15 protein-coding genes are annotated in these 18,448 nt (G+C 42.4%); 6 read left to right on the forward strand and 9 right to left on the reverse strand.

The window, feature by feature from the left end; genetic code table 11:
* Positions 1–24 precede the first annotated feature (24 nt).
* The 7 genes from dapB to AC504W_RS06985 all read right to left on the reverse strand — a co-directional run bounded on the left by dapB (position 25) and on the right by AC504W_RS06985 (position 8,648).
* Positions 25–861, reverse strand: a complete 837-nt coding sequence (gene dapB / locus AC504W_RS06955) for a 4-hydroxy-tetrahydrodipicolinate reductase (protein WP_494876984.1) — start codon at positions 859–861, stop codon at positions 25–27.
* A 75-nt stretch (positions 862–936) separates the two neighbouring features.
* The gene (locus AC504W_RS06960) at positions 937–1,476 is read right to left on the reverse strand and encodes a Uma2 family endonuclease (protein WP_494876986.1); all 540 of its coding nucleotides are present in this window, start codon (positions 1,474–1,476) and stop codon (positions 937–939) included.
* 40 nt (positions 1,477–1,516) lie between these two features.
* Positions 1,517–2,059, reverse strand: a complete 543-nt coding sequence (locus AC504W_RS06965) for a Uma2 family endonuclease (protein ID WP_494876988.1) — start codon at positions 2,057–2,059, stop codon at positions 1,517–1,519.
* A gap of 66 nt (positions 2,060–2,125) precedes the next feature.
* Positions 2,126–5,530 (reverse strand): CHAT domain-containing tetratricopeptide repeat protein, encoded by a 3,405-nt coding sequence (locus AC504W_RS06970; protein WP_494876990.1) that lies wholly within the window; start codon positions 5,528–5,530, stop codon positions 2,126–2,128.
* A 299-nt stretch (positions 5,531–5,829) separates the two neighbouring features.
* Positions 5,830–6,042 carry a hypothetical protein gene (locus AC504W_RS06975; RefSeq protein ID WP_494876992.1) on the reverse strand — a complete coding sequence of 71 codons (213 nt, stop codon included), beginning with the start codon at positions 6,040–6,042 and terminating at the stop codon, positions 5,830–5,832.
* Positions 6,006–7,235 (reverse strand): amidohydrolase family protein, encoded by a 1,230-nt coding sequence (locus AC504W_RS06980; RefSeq protein ID WP_494876994.1) that lies wholly within the window; start codon positions 7,233–7,235, stop codon positions 6,006–6,008. The genes AC504W_RS06975 and AC504W_RS06980 overlap by 37 nt, the downstream gene beginning before the upstream one ends.
* Before the next feature lie 45 nt (positions 7,236–7,280).
* Complete coding sequence (locus AC504W_RS06985) at positions 7,281–8,648, reverse strand: cysteine desulfurase-like protein (protein WP_494879580.1); 1,368 nt, start codon at positions 8,646–8,648, stop codon at positions 7,281–7,283.
* A 431-nt stretch (positions 8,649–9,079) separates the two neighbouring features.
* On the opposite strand from AC504W_RS06985, the gene AC504W_RS06990 reads away from it, so the two are divergent.
* The 3 genes from AC504W_RS06990 (at position 9,080) to AC504W_RS07000 (ending at position 10,708) form a co-directional block, all read left to right on the forward strand.
* Positions 9,080–9,559: a DUF3011 domain-containing protein gene (locus AC504W_RS06990; protein WP_494876998.1), complete on the forward strand. Its 480-nt coding sequence runs from the start codon at positions 9,080–9,082 to the stop codon at positions 9,557–9,559.
* Between the two features lie 53 nt (positions 9,560–9,612).
* The gene (locus tag AC504W_RS06995; RefSeq protein ID WP_494876999.1) at positions 9,613–9,741 is read left to right on the forward strand and encodes a hypothetical protein; all 129 of its coding nucleotides are present in this window, start codon (positions 9,613–9,615) and stop codon (positions 9,739–9,741) included.
* 238 nt (positions 9,742–9,979) lie between these two features.
* Entirely contained in the window at positions 9,980–10,708 is a 729-nt protein-coding gene (locus AC504W_RS07000; RefSeq protein WP_494877001.1) for a cation diffusion facilitator family transporter, read from the forward strand.
* Between the two features lie 222 nt (positions 10,709–10,930).
* On the opposite strand, the gene AC504W_RS07005 is transcribed toward AC504W_RS07000, so the two are convergent.
* A complete protein-coding gene (locus AC504W_RS07005) occupies positions 10,931–12,091 on the reverse strand; it encodes a glycosyltransferase (RefSeq protein ID WP_494877003.1) in 1,161 nt (386 codons plus the stop codon).
* Positions 12,092–12,208: 117 nt separating this feature from the next.
* Between AC504W_RS07005 and shc the strand changes: the two genes are divergently transcribed.
* The 3 genes from shc (at position 12,209) to AC504W_RS07020 (ending at position 17,476) form a co-directional block, all read left to right on the forward strand.
* Positions 12,209–14,116 carry a squalene--hopene cyclase gene (gene shc, locus AC504W_RS07010; protein WP_494877004.1) on the forward strand — a complete coding sequence of 636 codons (1,908 nt, stop codon included), beginning with the start codon at positions 12,209–12,211 and terminating at the stop codon, positions 14,114–14,116.
* Positions 14,117–14,320: 204 nt separating this feature from the next.
* Positions 14,321–16,336 (forward strand): PAS domain-containing sensor histidine kinase, encoded by a 2,016-nt coding sequence (locus AC504W_RS07015; protein ID WP_494877005.1) that lies wholly within the window; start codon positions 14,321–14,323, stop codon positions 16,334–16,336.
* Between the two features lie 117 nt (positions 16,337–16,453).
* Positions 16,454–17,476, forward strand: coding sequence for a cysteine hydrolase family protein (locus AC504W_RS07020; protein WP_494877006.1), 1,023 nt, complete (start codon positions 16,454–16,456; stop codon positions 17,474–17,476).
* A gap of 56 nt (positions 17,477–17,532) precedes the next feature.
* Here the strand turns inward: AC504W_RS07020 and AC504W_RS07025 are convergent, their stop codons facing one another.
* Positions 17,533–18,423 carry a LysM peptidoglycan-binding domain-containing M23 family metallopeptidase gene (locus AC504W_RS07025; protein WP_494877007.1) on the reverse strand — a complete coding sequence of 297 codons (891 nt, stop codon included), beginning with the start codon at positions 18,421–18,423 and terminating at the stop codon, positions 17,533–17,535.
* Between the last annotated feature and the right edge of the window lie 25 nt (positions 18,424–18,448).

Raw genomic sequence — 18,448 nt, forward strand, 5'->3', positions numbered from 1 at the left:
GTGCTGGATGTTAAGTGCTAGTGTTTAGAGTATCTTTTCTAAACCATACACTAACGACTTTAACTGTGAGACTTTGCGAATTGCCAGTAATACGCCGGGCATATAGCAGGCGCGATCGCTTGTATCATGACGTAATGTATAAATTTGACCAGCCGCCCCAAAAATAACTTCTTGATGGGCGATTAGTCCCGGCAAGCGTACACTATGAATTCTAATGCCTTCATCGGCTAGACTGCCTCTAGCTCCAGGTATTTTCTCGGTTTCTTCTACAAGGGCTGGGTTAAAAGTTTTACCTAGCTCTGCTAGTAACTGCGCGGTTTGAATTGCTGTCCCGCTAGGTGCATCAGCTTTTTGGTTGTGATGCAGTTCAATAATTTCTACATGGTCAAAATATTGCGATGCGCTAATGGCGGCTTGCTGTAATAACACCATCCCAATGGAGAAATTAGGGATAATCAAGCAACCTGTACTGGCTTTTTCGGCAAAGTCTGCCAAATTTTGAATTTGTTCTGGACTTAAGCCTGTAGTACCAACAACCGGACGAATACCATAGGCGATCGCACTCCGCACATTGTCATACACTGAATCAGGATGGGTAAAGTCGATGATTACCCCAGGCGGCAGTTGTCTTTCACCAGCCACGTAACCTAACATTGGTTCCAATTGGTCAGTAATTGGCACTTCTAAAGGTTCCGTTAAACCTGCTAATTCCCCAGCGTCTTTACCTTGATGTTCCGGGTTACGGTCAATTGCACCCATTAAAGTTAAATCAGGTGCTTGTGCTACTGCTTTGACTACCTCACGACCCATTTTGCCAGCAGCACCGTTGATAATTACGGGAATCTGAGCTTGATTTGTCATAACTAAATGGTCAATGGTCAATGGTCAATTGTCCATAGTGACATGAAAGCAGCTTGTTTCTCAAATCCTGATTCTCTACTCAAACACTGGCGACCAAATCTCCGAAATTGTGACTTCCCAGCCAGGGAATAAATCTGGAAGTGTCAACACATCGCCATCTCGGAATATGACTTGTTCTCCAGAACCGTAGACTTCGATAGTTCTAGTTTTGGGGTTAATTAAAATCCCGATTTGTGTCCCCAGTCCGATAAATTCCTGAATCTTCTCGCGGAGTTTATCTACAGAATCAGTTTTTGATTTGACCTCAACTACTAAATCAGGAACCAATTCGGCATAATCTTCTGTGGAACGTTTGAGTCTTTCGGCGCGAATGAACGATACATCAGGAGCGCGTAAATTTGTGTTAGGTAATTTAAAACCAGCACTAGAACCAACTACACGTCCTAACTTGCGCGGCCTCACCCAGTTACCCAAAATTCGGGCAAATTCAGTTCCGACTTCTTCCGACTCATAACCTGATGGACTCATAACAACTATATTCCCATCAACCAATTCCATACGATAGTCAGGGTAATCTACCTGCATTTTCTCCAAGTCTTGGATATTTAAAGACATAACAATTCCTGAAATATCTAAAATCGTAACTCTCCACTCTCTACTCAAACACTGGCGACCAAATCTCCGAAATCGCAACTTCCCAACCAGGGAATAAATCTGGAAGTGTCAACACATCGCCATCTCGTAATATGACTTGTTCCCCGGAACCGTCGTAGACTTCTATAGTTCTAGTTTTGGGGTTAATTAAAATCCCGATTTGTGTCCCCAGTCCGATAAATTCCTGAATTTTCTCACGGAGTTTATCTATAGAATCAGTTTTTGATTTCACTTCAACTACTAAATCAGGAACCAATTCGGCATAATCTTCAGTAGAACGTTTGAGTCGTTCGGCTTTAATAAAAGAGACATCAGGAGCGCGTAAATTTGTGTTAGGTAATTTAAAGCCAGCACTAGAACCAACTACACGTCCTAACTTGCGTGGCCTTACCCAGTTTCTCAGCAACGCTGCAAACTCAGTTCCGACTTCTTCTGACTCATAACCTGATGGACTCATGACAACTATATTCCCATCAACCAATTCCATACGATAGTCAGGGTAATCTACCTGCATTTTCTCCAAGTCTTGGATATTTAGAGACATAAGACTTTCTGAAACCTCTAAATCTATCTTGGCATTTCTCTTCAAAGTCGCAAAACAGAATTTCCTTCATCGCCATTCGCCTTGCAGAGTGAAAGCAGCCCAATACAAAGGTTTACGCCAATTTGGATTTTGCCATAAACTTAGTTGTGCGGCGCGGAGGGCAGCAACAGGCGATTTCCCTTCTTGCCACATTTGGCGATAAAATTCACTCATCAATTCTTTCGTTCCTTCATCATCCACATTCCATAAAGACAATACAAGTCTGGGTGAACCTGCATACATCAATCCTCTTGTCAATCCTACTAATCCTTCTCCCTGAACTTCTTTACCTTGTCCGGTTTGACAAGCACTCAACACGATTAAATCAGCGGGAAAATCGAGGTTGAAGATATCGTTTAACCGCAGATATCCTCTTTGGGGTTTACCTTGCTTGTCTATTAATGAAAGTACAATGCCTGATAACTCTGGATTAGTATCATCAGCGAAACCATGAGTTGCAAGGTGAATTACACGATATTGACTTAGTTTTGAGTTTGTTACCCAATCATAATTAGCATCAAAATCAAATGCTGATAAGCTATCTTTTGCTGAACTGAGTTTGAGAATTGCTTGAGCTTCTTCACGAGTTCCGTCTAATCTATCCCAACCGTTGCGGTTAAGATTGCTTGCTGATCTGGAGAGTGCAGAACGTTGTAAGTCTAAATCAGGAGTAATGGAATTGTTTTCTGGTTTCCCTGTCACCCGTGAGTCATCTGCACTAAATACGGGATCTGCGAGAATAGCTATAGCTTTGGGTGCTTTTGGGCGTTTTTGCGTTTCTTGTCTGAGGATGGCGATGGTTGAAGCTGAAGGAAGATTGACAATTTCGTGGTTGACTAGCAGTGGTTGATAAGATTCTTGAGTAGTTGGTTCAGTTAAGGCTGCAAAGGGAATATTTTGTAAAGCACCATCCGCGACAATTACCAACCGTTTGTTTGCTAATTTGTTGGCGACTGGAGCGAGGATAATTTGACTCAGTTGTTTTGCGGCGGCTGCTTGTTGTTTAGGGGAAGCTACTACTCTGACTATACTTTGGCGAAAATCATTTGCTGCTTTTTCTATCTGTGCTTGTGGCGGGAGTTCATAGCTGTCGAGGGAATTGGGAGTTACAACCCAAAGATAACTGCGTTCTTGACCTAATGAATATTGCAACAGCACAGTATTTGCATCGAGTTGTTGCTGAATTTGCGCTAATTTTAATGGCTCAGGATATTTTAGTGCGGCATATTTTGGGCTAGTTGTGCGAATTGTGGTTTGCAGTTGTTGATATTGGCTGAGAAGATTGGCAATTTCTTGTTCGAGTTTTTGGATTGCGGTGGCGGGTGCTGCTTTGCTGATTAAATCTCGACGCAGTTTATCTTTGGCATCAATTTGTTCTTGCAGACTTTGTTCTTGTGTTAATAGTTTAGGATCAACGCCTTTGCGGATTTTGGCATTAGCTTCTGTTAATAGTTCTAATAGAACCCTGGCGCGGGAGCGTTCGCTAATATGTATTGCTTGGGCGGCGTAACCTTTGGATGGTTCTTTTTTATGCAACTGCATCAGCAAATCGATGTAAAACTGGTAATAGCCTTGTACTGTGGCGAAGTAGGAAGTCCGCAATTCTTGACTGTCGATTTTGGTGCGTAATTCTTCGATAATTTTGATAGATGCTTCGATTTGGGTGAGTGCAGTTTGTAAGTTGCCTTTGCTTTGTTCTACGGAAGCAATGTTGGCGAGAGTTCTAGCTTCACCAGTGCGATCGCCCACAGCACGAGATAGGGGCAGAGCTTGGTTGAGAAATGACAGGGCTTTCTCCTGTTCTCCTAAATCGTTGTAGACTGCACCAATGTTATTGAGAGTTGTCGCTTCCCCAGTGCGATCGCCCACGGTACGTAATAGAGGCAGAGCTTGGTTGAAAAATGATAGGGCTTTTTGCTTTTCTCCTAAAGCATCGTAGACTAGACCAATGTTACTGAGAGTTGTCGCTTCCCCAGATCGCTCGCCCAAGGCACGCCATAGGGGCAGGGCTTGGTTGTAAAATGACAGGGCTTTTTGCTTTTCTCCTAAAGCGTCGTAGACTCGACCAATATTATTGAGAGTAGTAGCTTCTCCAGTGCGATCGCCCACCGCACGAATTAAGGGCAGGGCTTGGTTGAAAAATGACAGAGCTTGCTGCTTTTCTCCTAAAGCGTCGTAGACTACACCAATGTTATTGAGAGTTGTCGCTTCCCCAGAGCGATCGCTCACGGCACGCCATAGGGGCAGGGCTTGGTTGTAAAATGACAGGGCTTTTTGCTTTTCTCCTAAAACGTCGTAGACTCGACCAATATTATTGAGAGTCCTAGCTTCTCCAGTGCGATCGCCCACCGCACGAATTAAGGGCAGGGCTTGGTTGAAAAATGACAGAGCTTGCTGCTTTTCTCCTAAAGCGTCGTAGACTACACCAATGTTATTGAGAGTTGTCGCTTCCCCAGAGCGATCGCTCACGGCACGCCATAGGGGCAGGGCTTGGTTGTAAAATGACAGGGCTTTTTGCTTTTCTCCTAAAACGTCGTAGACTCGACCAATATTATTGAGAGTCCTAGCTTCTCCAGTGCGATCGCCCACCGCACGAATTAAGGGCAGGGCTTGGTTGAAAAATGACAGAGCTTGCTGCTTTTCTCCTAAAGCGTCGTAGACTACACCAATGTTATTAAGAGTTGTCGCTTCCCCAGAGCGATTGCCCAAGGCACGCCACAGGGGCAGGGCTTGGTTGTAAAATGACAGGGCTTTTTGCTTTTCTCCTAAAACGTCGTAGACTCGACCAATATTATTGAGAGTCCTAGCTTCTCCAGTGCGATCGCCCACCGCATGAATTAAGGGCAGGGCTTGGTTGTAAAATGACAGGGCTTTTTGCTTTTCTCCTAATGCGTCGTAGACTACACCAATGTTATTGAGAGTTGTCGCTTCCCCAGTGCGCTCGCCCAAGGCACGCCACAGGGGCAAGACTTGGTTGTAAAATGACAGGGCTTTTTGCTTTTCTCCTAATGCGTCGTAGACTAGACCAATGTTATTGAGAGTCGTAGCTTCCCCAAAGTGATCACCCACGACACGCCACAGGGGCAGGACTTGGTTGTAATATGACAGTGCTTGCTGTTTTTCTCCTAATAAATCGTAGACTCGACCAATAAACAGTAGAGTCACAGCTTCGTTAGATTTATCTTCTAGTTTCTGCCACAGAGGTAAGGCAATTTGCCATTTTGCCAGTGCTTGTCGTAAGCTTTCGGCTGTGCCTTGCTTGTATAAATCAAATCCTTCTTTGTATGCTTGTTCTGCTGCGGCGCGGGTTGTGTCTGATTGGGTTGGTTGTTGTGCTATCTGCAAGTCTTGTGTTTTTGATGTTGCTCTGACTGCATCGGATAGCAGCAGTGAACTCAGCAGTAAAGGCAAAAATAATAATTTGTAATTCATAATACTTTGGCTACGCTCAGTATAAGTTTAGTAATTCATAATTTGATAATGGCTTAAGAGATCCCCGACTTCTTAAAGAAGTCGGGGATCTGACTACCGCTATTTACTTATCATCAGAGATATTGCGGAAAATCTGTTGTTATCTTACTAATTTGTGGAAATATTTCTGTTGTTGTTGCAAAAAATGCAACAATTAACTGTAGAAATGTGTAGGGGTGAAGACATTAAACGATAAAAGCCTTTGCAATGCTTTCATCGCTAACAACGGGGCGATGCAATTCAATTGCGGGGCAATACAATCAAATTGTGAGTTGATGCAATTCAATTGTGAGTTGATGCAATTCAATTGCGAGTTGATGCAATTCAATTGCGAGTTGACGCAATTCAATTGTGAGTCGATGCAATTCAATTGCAGTTAAGAAAATGATTGGTTGAGTGTGGTGATATCGTAGAGATTTAGCGACTATCTTGAAAGTCAAGCGATCGCCACTAAGTCTCGTAACAAGCGACAATTAGGTTGAAGTAACTTTCCTGAACGTATCACCCCAATGGGAATTAATTTGTGTTTAGCTTTTAATGGCTTTTCTAAAGCGTCAACAAATAACCAATCACCCTCTACTAACTTGAGAATTGTGATATCTGCAATGGAACCAACTTTTAACGTGCCAAGTTCTGCTTCGGCTTTTAAAACGCGGGAAGGGTTGATGGTGACAGCAGCGATCGCATCTGCTAAATTTAAGCCCAACGCTAAGAGTTTAGAAATTCCCCCACATAAACTATAATTCAGCGTTGAATCATCGTGCATTTGTTTAAAATTACCGTGAGCGTCACTGCTAATAGTGTGGGGTAAAACTCCTTGGGCTATCATCCGCCGTGCAGTTTCAAAGCTAAATTTTAGTCCGTGTCCTAAATCTAATAATATGCCTCGCTCAATGGCTGCAAACAACCACTCTGGAACTTGATGACGGTTTCCCATCAAACCATCTGGTTGACAACTATAGCAGTGACCGAGAATATCTCCGGCTTTCATGTATGACAAGGCATTTTCTACTACCTTTTCTGGGTTGGGGCGATTAGATTCGTCTACCGGAAATAATTCGCCTGTGTGAACATATAAAGGTAAATTAGTGCGATCGCCTACTTCTCTGGCTAATTTGAGTACGCCCATTCCCCAACGTGAGATTGAGCCGGAATCAGCATGTACTTTAAAGCCACGGACAATCTCTGGATTAGCTTGCGCTACTTTGATTAAGGTTTCTTTATCTATTTTTGCGGGATTTTCTAAACCGGAAACGGTGTTACCGATAGTTTGGGTAGCTGCATGATTAACTAACAGAAAACTGCGGACATCTGTTTGTGATTTCTCAACAATATCTGACTTAAACCCAGAAAATGTAAACGGACTACTACTACCTTGGTCAACAATTGTTGTTACTCCAGCATTAATTCCCACATCATCCGCAGGTAAACCAAAAGTTGTCTTCCATTCATAAACATGAGCGTGTAAATCAATAAAGCCAGGACAGATTAAATAATTACCTGCCGCAAACTTTAACTTGGATTTATAAGTTTTCAACTGTCGGGAAATTGCAGCAATTTTACCATCACTTATAGCAATATCAAAACGCCCATTGAGTGATTGACTGGGGTCAATTACCCAAGCATCTAGTAGTACTAAATCGTAATATTTTATATAATTTTCCATAAAGCCTCACGGGGTTACAATAACCCCGCATATTTAAAAGAAGAATTAATCATCAGGAAGCGCTGCTATTTCATGCAACATATACAACAACTGATGAATTTCTTCGACGGTGTTGTAGTGCGCTAATCCAATTCGCAGTAAGCCGCCACTAGCTTCTACACCTAACTTCTCTATTAAACCTAGAGCATAGAAATGACCATGCCATGTAAAAATACCGCGATCGCCTAATGCTTTAGCGATACTTTCAGGCGTTTTTTTAGCTAGTCTTACACCTACTGTTGGTGTCCGCCAAGCAAAACGAGTCAGATCGGTGATGCCATAGCAGCTTAACCCAGGAATTTCTAACAGTCCAGAAATTAATTTGTGACTTAGTTCGCGTTCGTATTGCTGAATGGCGGACATGGCTGTAACTAAAGCCGCACGGCGACTGTGATAAGCCGAGGTAAGACTTGTTTGTTCTGATGATTTGAGAAAGCGGGGACAACTAAATGTTTGTAATCCTTCTTTGTCAGCTTCAATCAAAGCCGCAACTAGTTCGTTATCAATTGCAGGCGAAACATGACAGCCGAGTTTAGTTAAATAGTTAATCGCCGCTACTACTCCAGCTAAACCTTCATGATTGAGAGTTCCGGTTTCCCAACGTGAGGGAACTTCATCTGGTGCAGGTTTCACCTTATAAGGTTGCAATCGTTCTAAATGTTCTCTTTTTCCGTACAAAATGCCAACGTGGGGGCCAAAGAATTTATACGCCGAACAAGCCAAAAAGTCGCAATCTAAGTTATGTACATTTATCGGTGCATGGGGGGCATAATGGACTGCATCAACAAATACCCAAGCACCAACGCTATGAGCCAAACGGGCGATCGCGGCAATATCATTAATTGTACCCACAGCGTTAGAAGCACAAGTAACGGCAACTAACCGCGTTTTTGGGTTAATTAACCGCTCTAGTTCATTCATATCTAGGGTGCAATCATCAACATTAATATCTACAACGCGAATAGTTGCACCTTGTTCTTCTAAGGCATACCAAGAAGAAACATTAGCGTAATGATCCAGCCGCGTCACGATAATTTCATCACCTGGGTGTAATTCTCGACCAATTGCCCGACTGAAAGCAAAGGTGAGGGTGGTCATATTTGCACCAAATACCACCTCATCGCTATGACATCCCAGAAAATCGGCGATCGCTGCACGAGCAGAGGTAATGGTAGCATCTGTACGCGCACTGGTGACAAAATACCCATGAGCATTAGCATTTGACCTCACCAGATAGTCATTCATCGCATCTAAGACCGCCCCAGGTACTTGAGTACCACCTGGCCCATCGAAGAAAATAGCAGGCTGACCGTTGATTTTTTGCGTTAATGCTGGAAACTGGCTACGTATCCATTTCAGGTCAAGCGGTTCCATAGCAGACTCCTCAATTGATAGTTTTTTATTTATATTTCACACCGCAGCAAAATATTAAATTTGGTATTTTATTCCAGAATATGGGCAAATAATTCTACATAAATCTCAATCAAATTTACCTGCTATTTTTTAAAATACCTTTTATAATATCTCTGCTAAATTTGCACAAGCTCAAATATCTCAGCAGCACAAATCTACTTTGCTGTCAGGTTCAAGATAACTATTAATTTAGGAAAAAGTGTTGTTGCTTAAACGTAGTTAATAATATTTAATGCTTAGATATAGATAAATACCTAGCTACGAAAGTCTATGGTTTTCAGAATGCAAATATTCTTTGCAGCTAAATTTTATAGCAAAATTACCTATTAATAGAATTCGCTACAATTACTATAGTTCTTGTTGAAAACTCTTGAAGAAGTTTAATAGTTGATATGGTTATACGTTTTCCTATCATTGCAGCTACTTTTATGGCTGCCAGCGTTAGCATCGGTACACTTTTAGGCTTTTCTACCCCGGCTTCAGCCCAAGAGACTATAACTTGTTCCAGCCAGAATAATCAGAGAAATACTTGTACAGTACCCGGTAGAGGTAGAGTCAGATTTGTGAGGCAATTGTCTAACGCCAGTTGTCGAGACAATTGGGGTTTGAGAGGAAATAGGGTTTGGGTGCGAAATGGTTGCCGCGCTGAGTTTGCAGTTGGCAATAATAGAAACGATCGCTATGACAGAAACGATAGATATAACCGAAGCGATCGCTATAACAGAAACGACAGATATAACCGAAATGAGCGCTATGACAGAGACGACAGATATAACCGAAACGATCGCTATGACAGAGACGACAGATATAACCGAAATGAGCGCTATGACAGAAACGACAGATATAACCGAAGTGATCGCTATGACAGATAAGTAACTGGGTATTTCTTCAACGTAATCAAAATCTTGGGCTAATTTTTTGTGATGTGGCGATTTTCTCAAGCTTAATTGATGCGATCGCCATATTTTATAAGCAATATAATAATTGTTACATAACATCTACCAGTTTTTACTGTCGTTTACCCTTCATTAAACCTGATTTACCTAACCGTTAACCTGAGTACTGGTACATTAAATGCGGGTATGTCCAAGTATTCAGGTATCTTAGAATGATGCTTTCCGACGGAGAGTATGTAACTGATATAGCGATAGTCAGATATGTTGTGACAACTTGAAAGCTTGAATGCGAGGAATAGTAAGACTTTTCCTCCTGCCTCCTGCCTTCTGTCTCCTGCCTTCTGCTATAGCTTATCATTGGAGATAAACTTCAGTAGGTGTATCAGGTCAGATTCAATGCAATCAAGCCAGGTAAAGCAAAAATTTCAGGCTTTGTGGACTGCTTTAGTTTTACTCAGTGTCTTTTTTTGTGTGGAATTAAGTGTAGGAATTTGGAGCCACAGTCTGTCTCTACTAGCAGATGCTGAACACATTCTGACGGATGTAGCAGCGTTGGGTCTAGCCCTAATTGCATCCTGGCTATCTCAATCCATATCAAAACACAATATATTTGGACGCTATCGATTAGATATTTTGTCAGCTTTGGTGAATGGGATCAGCCTAGCTTGTATTGCTGGCTGGATTATCAAAGAAGCTCTGGTAAGGCTGCAATCTCCCGATATTGAGATTATGGGTTTACCCATGTTGACAACCGCCTTGATTGGCTTAGGAATTAACAGCTTTAACGCTTTTTATCTACATGGATGCAGTCATCAAGATCTGAATATTAGAGGTGCATTTCTGCATCTGGTGGCGGATGTCGCCAGTTCTGTTGGTGCGGTGTTAGCGGCGATCGCTGTTATTTGGCTAAATTGGACATGGGCGGATGGAGTTATTAGTTTATTGGTGGCGGTGCTGATTGCTGTTTTTGCGGCTTATTTATTGATTGAGAGTGTTAAATGTTTGCGCGGTCAAATTACCGACATTACATCTGCTTGTATGTGTAATTTACCAGCAGAAGAATGTGGCGATCGCAATCAAGCGGAGAAAATTTTGTTTCCCTCCTTAGAAGAGCTAATTAGATAATTTCAGGACTTACGCAAAAATAACGTAATACCGTTTCACTTTAAGTTTGATACAAATAGACCGCAGGGGGCAGGGGGCAGGGAGCAGGGGGAAAGAATGAAAAACCCATAAATTTGTCTCATTTTTTTCGTGAAATGGTATAACTCCATCATTACGAGTGAGACGTAGACGCGCAGCGGTGAGGCTGTCGAGGAGTTGTGAGCAAGTGACGAGGGGGCAAATTTAACTAGGATAAACTCGTCCTTTCCACGCGCCCCCTCGTCCTTGCCAATGACGGATAGCTGAGTCTATTGTCATTAAAGTGTAGAGAAAGGCGATCGCAGGTAAACTAAAAGCTAATAAAGGTGAGCATTGATAAAAACGGATAATGGGAAAGTAAGCTAATGCCATCAATAACCATGTAGCTAAACCTGTAATTATGATGAGCCAATTACCTAAAATTACACCGATAATCACACCCAAAGGGGGCATCAGGTAAATCAAGGTCATAGCTACAACAGTTCCCAGTAATAATACAGGCGAATAATTTAATTGAGTATAGGCAGTCCGCGCTATCATATCCCAAATCGTTTCGAGGGAATTGTAAGGTCGCAAACTGCGAGTTAAGCTACTTAACCCTAACCATATACGTCCTTGAGTTGATTTCACTGCCTTAGCTAAAGCACAATCATCAATTAAAGCTTGCCGAATACTGGAAATACCACCAATTCGTTCTAAAGCTGTGCGCCGAATTAAAATACTCCCGCCAGCCGCCGCCGCTGTGGGATTTTGGGGATGATTCACCCAGCGAAAAGGATAAAGTTTTTGAAAGAAGAAGACGAAAGCGGGAATTAAAAATTTTTCCCAAGGGCTATCACAGCGCAACCGCACCATCACCGAAACCAAGTCTAAATTTTCTTGTTCGGCTTTGGCAACAAGTCGGCGCAGGTTATTGACATCATGTTCAATATCTGCATCTGTCAGTAGAAAATAGTCAGGGGCGAGGGTTTGTGCTTGTTGAATACCTTGTTCAACTGCCCAAAGTTTACCAGACCAACCAGTAGGTAACGGTTCACCGGAGATAATTTGCAATTGCTGAGGTTTGTCTACAGCGTGAGCGACTCCTTCTGCACAGCCAAATGTGCCATCAGTACTGCGATCGTCTACTAAAAATACATTAAAAGTACCATCATAATTTTGCAGTAACAGCGATCGCAGACTAATAGGCAGAACATCCGCTTCATTCCGGGCGGGAATCACCGCACACACTTGCGGTAAAGATTTTAGCGGAGGAGTTGTAAGTTCTAATTGCTGGTCTAAGCGCCAAAACTGTCCTCTTAAACTCAGTAATCCTAACCAAATGATTAAGGATAAGACCATCAACCCTAGTACAATTGCCACCATGACTAAAGAAAAGATGAAGAATTAAACCTAGGTATTTTATACCTTTCACAAATCAGAAAAACTATCCGTGGTATCTTTCTTTCATACTTTTAGACTTCACACTTCATACTTCAGTTGATGCAAACACAAGACAGGGTACAAGTCAATCAAGTTGCAGATGCGATCGCAGCCAGCCAAAAATACCTGCTGTCGATGCAATATCCCGCAGGTTACTGGTGGGCGGAGTTAGAATCTAATGTCACCATTACGGCGGAAGTTGTTCTACTGCATAAAATTTGGGGAACCGACAAAACTCGCCCATTACATAAAATTGAAACCTACTTGCGTTCTCAGCAACGACAGCATGGCGGTTGGGAACTCTTTTATGATGACGGTGGCGAAATCAGCACTTCCGTAGAAGCATATATGGCGCTACGGCTGTTGGGTGTACCCGCAACCGACCCAGCCTTGATACGGGCGCGGGATTTTATTCTCCAACGGGGCGGTATCAGCAAAACTCGCATTTTTACCAAATTACACTTAGCCTTGATTGGCTGTTATAGCTGGCGTGGTATTCCTTCTCTTCCGCCGTGGATTATGCTGTTACCGCCAGCTTTCCCTGTCAACATTTATGAAATGTCTAGCTGGGCGCGTTCTAGCACTGTACCGCTGTTAATTGTGTGTGACAGCAAACCTATTTTTCAACTTGATCAAGCGATTAATTTAGATGAGTTATACGTTGAAGGTGTTGATCAAGTCCAGTATGAATTACCCCGCCAAGGTGATTGGACTGATTTATTCCTGACATTAGATCAAGGTTTTAAATTAGCCGAAAGTCTGAATTTAGTTCCTTTCCGCCAAGAAGGAATTAAAGCTGCCGAAAAATGGATTTTAGAACGCCAAGAAGCAACCGGTGACTGGGGCGGGATTATTCCGGCGATGCTGAATTCGATGCTGGCGTTGAAATGCTTGGGTTATAGCCAAAACGACCCAATTGTCGAACGCGGATTTCAAGCCATTGATAACTTTGCCATAGAAACAGAAGAAAACTACTGTATTCAACCTTGTGTGTCTCCGGTGTGGGATACAGCTTGGGTAATGCGGGCGTTGATAGATTCTGGTTATGCACCCGATGATCCGGCGATTGTCAAAGCCGGAGAATGGTTACTACAAAAGCAAATTCTTGATTATGGTGATTGGACGGTAAAAAATCGTCAAGGTAAACCCGGTGCTTGGGCGTTTGAATTTGACAATCGCTTTTATCCCGATGTGGATGATACAGCCGTGGTAGTTATGGCTTTACACCTTGCCAAACTGCCTAACGAAAGTTTAAAACAAGCTGCGATCGCCCGTGCTTTAAATTGGGTTGCATCTATGCAATGTCGCCCAGGTGGTTGGGCTGCGTTTGATTTAGATAATGATCAAGAATGGCTGAATTCCATCCCCTACGGTGACTTAAAAGCCATGATTGACCCCAACACCGCTGATGTCACCGCCAGAGTTTTAGAAATGTTGGGTGCTTGTAACCTTTCCATTGATTCTCGCAACCTAGAACGCGCCCTTTCTTACCTCCTAGCAGAACAAGAACCGGAAGGTTGTTGGTTTGGGCGTTGGGGCGTAAATTATATCTACGGTACCAGCGGTGTTCTCTCCGCCTTAGCCTTAATTAACCCGCAAAAGTATCAGCCCAATATAGAACAAGGTGCGGCTTGGTTAGTCGGATGCCAAAATTCTGATGGGGGTTGGGGCGAAACTTGTCGCACTTACAACGATCCTAGCCTCAAAGGACAAGGACGCAGCACCGCATCACAAACTGCTTGGGCGTTAATTGGGCTAATAGCCGCAGGTGAAGCGACTGGTAATTTTGCGATGTCAGCAATTGAACGCGGTATTAATTATCTAGTATCAACACAAAAACCAGATGGTACTTGGTTTGAAGCCGACTTTACTGGGACTGGCTTCCCCTGTCATTTTTATCTCAAATATCATCTGTATCAGCAGTATTTTCCTTTAATAGCTTTAGGAAGATATCAAAATATTCAATAAAACCAGATTTTTCCAGAATTAGACCACAGATGGATACTCATCTGTGGTTTTTATTTTAGATAAAAATACAAAATCGATATCTTGCACAAAAATTTTAATTTTACGCAGAGGCGAAGAGATTAACAATAAATTTATCTGTTTAAAAGTTGATAATCTAATTCATATAAGAGGTTGATTATTTCCGCCAGCTTAGTTTTGTGTGGTATGCAAGATTTTATAGTAAATTTATTTAGCGATCGCTTATTTATTCCTCATGGTCACTGTTATCTATGGCAACCTGGGTTAGTTTGGCTGCATATAATTTCTGATGCAGTCATTGCGTTGGCTTACTATTCGATTCCCTTAACTTTGTTCTACTTCGTTCGCAAACGACAAGATTTACCTTTTTCGTGGATATTTTTATTATTTGCGGCTTTTATAATTTTTTGTGGCACAACACATATTGCCGAAATCTGGACATTATGGCATCCTACATATTGGCTATCAGGCATCCTGAAAGCAGTGACAGCAATTGTTTCATTGTTTACAGCAATGGAACTTGTACAATTAATGCCACAAGCACTAGCACTACCTAGCCCACTGCAATTAAAACAAGCAAACAAAGCATTACAAGGCCAAATTGCAGAACGCGTACAAATTGAGAACCAACTGAGGCGACTGCAAGAAGAACTGGAACAGCGAGTACAAGATAGAACCGCCCAATTAGTAACAGTTAACCAGCAATTACAACAAGAAATTGATGAGCGCAAACTCGCACAAACAGCACTGTTAAAAAGTGAAGCTCGCTTTCAAAAAATTGCAGCTGCTTCACCCGCACAGATTTACATTCTGGCCTATTACCCAGATACCCATGACATGCGTTATGAATACATCAGTTCAGGTGTACGCGAAATTCAAGAATTAGAACCCCAACAAGTTTTAACAGATCCTTTACTCACCTATCAGCAAGTGCATCCTGATGATTTGCTGCTCTACAATCAGTTAACTACTCAAAGTCTCATAACTCTACAAGCATTTGCTCATGAATGGCGGATTGTTACCCCTTCTGGCAAGATGAAGTGGGTACGCGCTAACTCCCGCCCAGAACGCCGGGAAAATGGTGATGTTGCTTGGTATGGAGTATTGTTAGATATTACTGACCTCAAACAAGCCGAGTTAGCGTTGCGTGAGAGTGAAGAACGGTTTCGCCATGCGTTTTATGATGCGCCTATTGGAATGGCGTTGTTGGGATTAGATCTACGCTGGCTGCAAATCAATCCGGTATTAGGTGAAATGCTGGGTTATTCTGAATTAGAGTTTTTCAGTTTGAGTTTATTTGAATTAGTTCACTCAGAAGATGTTGATCATCTGAGACAAGGTATAGAGCAAGTTTTGAACAACAAAAATCGCAGTCTGCAAGTTCAGTTGCGTTACTTGTGCAATGGCGGGCGAGTTGCTTGGGGACTAACGAGTTTATCCTTGGTACAAGATTTTCAAAATCAACCACTATACTATGTGCTGCAAATTCAAGATATCACCGAACAGCAAGCTATTGAGCAGATAAAAAACGAATTTATTTCCATTGTCAGTCATGAACTGCGGACTCCACTCACCGCCATCCAAGGATTTTTAGGGTTGTTGAATACGGGAATTTACGATAATAAACCAGAAAAAGCCAAACGGATGATTCAGCAGGCTTTAACAAATAGCGATCGCCTGGTGCGTTTGGTCAATGATATTCTCGACTTAGAACGCTTATCTTCCGGGCAAGTACAGCTGGTCAAAGAAGTCTGCAATGCTACAGATTTAATGCAACGCGCCGTAGAAGAAGTACAACCTATCATCCTCACAGCCGCCTTGACAATTTCTATGATTCCTACCACTGTTTGTGTCTGGGCTAATCCTGATTTAATTATCCAAACCCTCACCAATTTATTGAGCAACGCCATCAAATTTTCTCCCCGCAACTCAGCCATTACTTTATCTGCTCAACCGCAAGCCGACTGGGTACTATTTCAAGTCAAAGACCAAGGTCGAGGTATTCCCGCCGATAAACTAGACACAATATTTGAGCGTTTTGAACAGGTTGATGTCTCCGATGCACGTGCTAAAGGCGGAACAGGTCTTGGTTTGGCTATTTGCCAAAGTATTGTTCAACAACACGGTGGTAGTATTTGGGCAAATAGTACCCTTGGTGAAGGCAGCACATTTTATTTCACCTTGCCAATAGCAATATTTTAATTCTCCGTAATATTTTTATTCATGTTTATTGCTTGTGGCGTTAAAAGCGTTGACTTTATGAAAATATTCGGCTATCACAGCAGCAGAAATTCAATCGCATTTACCACTAGCTAAACTATGAATCCAACAATTCCACAGACACTACCTATCCCCCCCCACTTCAACCCCAATAAAGTCGGCGAAGTTTGGCGCGTACCCTACCAAGAATGTGCAGACACAGCCGAAAATTGGGCGAAGCAATATAATATATCACCATCATCTGCCGATAAAACTCGAATTTGCCTGCTATTAATTGATGTCCAAAATACCTTTTGTATTCCAGGATTTGAATTATTTGTTGGGGGCAAATCTGGACAAGCAGCAGTTGAAGATAATCAGCGATTATGTGAATTCATCTATCGCAACTTAGGCAAAATCACCACAATTATTCCTACCCTAGATACACATACAGCAATGCAAATTTTTCACCCGATTTTTTGGGTGAATCCTGAAGGAAAACACCCAATACCAGCCGCTACAAATATTACTCCAGCCGATATTAACCAAGGTATTTGGAAAGTTAACCCCGCAGTTGTCAGCATCGCCAATGGCGACTACGAACTATTAGAAAAACAAGCTTATCACTACGTTAATCAGCTAAGTCAAAATGGTAAATATCCGCTAATTGTTTGGCCTTACCATTCTATGTTGGGGGGAATTGGTCATGCTTTAGTTTCCTCTGTGGAAGAAGCAATATTCTTTCATGGTATTGCCCGTCAAAGCCAAACACAATTTGAACTGAAAGGTGAGAATGCCTTAACAGAAAACTATTCCATATTACGTCCAGAAGTTTTAATTGGCTACGATCAAAATCCCCTCGCCCACAAGAATACAAAACTCATCAAACAACTTTTAGAATTTGATGTAGTGATTATTGGCGGTCAAGCAAAAAGCCATTGTGTGGCCTGGACAATTGACGATTTATTAACAGAAATTAAACAGGTAGATGCTGCCCTTGCCAAAAAAGTTTATCTCTTAGAAGATTCCACTTCCCCGGTTGTAGTTCCAGGAGTTGTAGACTATACCGAACAAGCAGACGCAGCTTTTTCGAGGTTTGCTGAAGCCGGGATGCACATCATTAAAACAACCGATTTCATCTAATTCTCCATCTCCTCTTTGCGCTCCTTTGCGTCAACCTCCGCGCCACTCTGCGTTAATCACTTCCTCAAATAACTCTTAGGATCTTGCGCCACCCATCCTTGAGATGAACTAGAACGCATTTCAAAATGGAGATGAGGCTCTTTAGCAGAAGGTTCGCCAGTTGTTCCTACAGTTCCTAATAAATCTCCGGTCTTGACTTGCTGACCGACCTTCACCTTAATAGTACCAAGATGAGCATAGCGGCTTTGCATTCCGCCACTGTGGTTAACAATCACCAATTGACCATAACTACCTTGCTCTTGAGCAAATACTACATTACCAGGTGCGATCGCCTCTACCGGACTACCCACTGCGGCTAACAAATCTACACCACTGTGAAAAAACACCTCTCCATTCTTAGGACTAATTTGCCAACCATACCCTAACCCCACTGTTGCCGCTTGCGTTAAAGGATAGCCACTGATAGACACACCGCTTTGTGTATTTGAATTTGCTTGTATTAGAGATGTTGTTTGCGGAGGATTTGGCAACCAATTTAACCCCGGTACAAAGACAATTTTAGGGTTTTGTTGACAACCATTAATTTCAAATAGTGCATCAGGACGGACTTTATATTTTGCTGCTATTTCTCGCCAATTTTGCCCACTCGGCACTTCTACAACAATGCCGTTGTAGGGAGGTATTTGCAATTCACTACCCACGCTCACACGCCCATTATTCACATTCGGGTTCATGACAATGAGTGTTTCGGGAGCAAGATTGTAGCTTTGTGCTATGCTCTCTAATGTTTCACCACGAGCAACTTTATGGCGCTGAAAGCGATTTAACGCCGGAGTCGGACAGTTAGCAGCTTGCGCCTGAGCTATTTCTAAGTTTGGCAGTGTGAATGCTAGTCCTAATGTATTGACTAGGCTACAAAGCAAAAGCAAACGAGCAGAAAATGTCATGAGTCTAAGTTAAGAGAATCCCTAA

Source organism: Nostoc sp. C96, assembly GCF_059384975.1.